Annotated in this window: 1 protein-coding gene; it reads left to right on the top strand. The window is 59.9% G+C overall.

Features of this window, described 5'->3' with window-relative positions:
• Positions 1-714: magnesium transporter (locus A3730_RS11960; protein WP_197477458.1), on the top strand; the 714-nt coding region annotated here is incomplete at its 5' end.
• Positions 715-966 lie beyond the last annotated feature (252 nt).

The raw sequence follows: 966 nt of genomic DNA on the forward strand, positions 1-966 counted from the left end.
GCCCACGAAGTAGCAAAAATCTTCGAACGCCACGACCTGGTAACCGCCCCGGTGGTGGACGAAGACGGCATGCTGGTGGGACGGATCACCATTGATGACGTGGTTGACGTAATCCGCGAAGAAGCGGATCACTCACTGATGAGCATGGCCGGCCTGGATGAAGACGAAGATACCTTCGGCTCCGTGTGGCAAACCGCCCGGCGCCGGGCCCTGTGGCTGGGTATCAACCTGCTGACCGCGCTCGCCGCCTCGGCCGTCATCGGCCTGTTCGAAGCCACCCTGGAAAAAGTGGTGGCGCTGGCCATCCTGATGCCCATCGTGGCCAGCATGGGCGGCATTGCCGGCAGCCAGACACTGACTCTGGTCATCCGCGCCATGGCGCTGGGCCAGATCCAGTCCAACAACACCCGCTACCTGCTGTTCAAGGAACTGTCCGTGGGCGCGATCAATGGCCTGCTCTGGGCAACCGTGATCGGCATTACCGCCGGGCTGTGGTTCAACGACCCCAACCTCGGACTGGTCATCGCCGCCGCCATGACCAGGTTGATCACCATGGCGGCCAGCGCCGGCGCCCTGCTGCCCATCACCATGAAGAAGCTGGGCATTGATCCGGCCCTGGCCGGGTCCGTGGTGCTGACCACCATTACCGATATTGTCGGCTTCTTTGCTTTCCTCGGCCTGGCCACGGTGCTGTATGCACACCTGCTAACGTAACAAGACACCGGCCTTCATTGGCCCACAACAACAAAAAAGGCGCCGAATGCGGCGCCTTTTTTGTGCATCACCTTCTGCTGCAGCACTTATTCCACAAACAGCTGCTTGAACGATACGTAGTACGCACCGGCCAGAATCGGCATCACGAACAACCACCCCAACAGGAGCGGAATCGCCGCCACCACCAGGATCAGGGAGATCACCAGGGTATAAACGATGAAGGGAATAATATTTTTCAGGCAGGCATCCAGG

The organism is Alcanivorax sp. HI0044, from assembly GCF_001634945.1.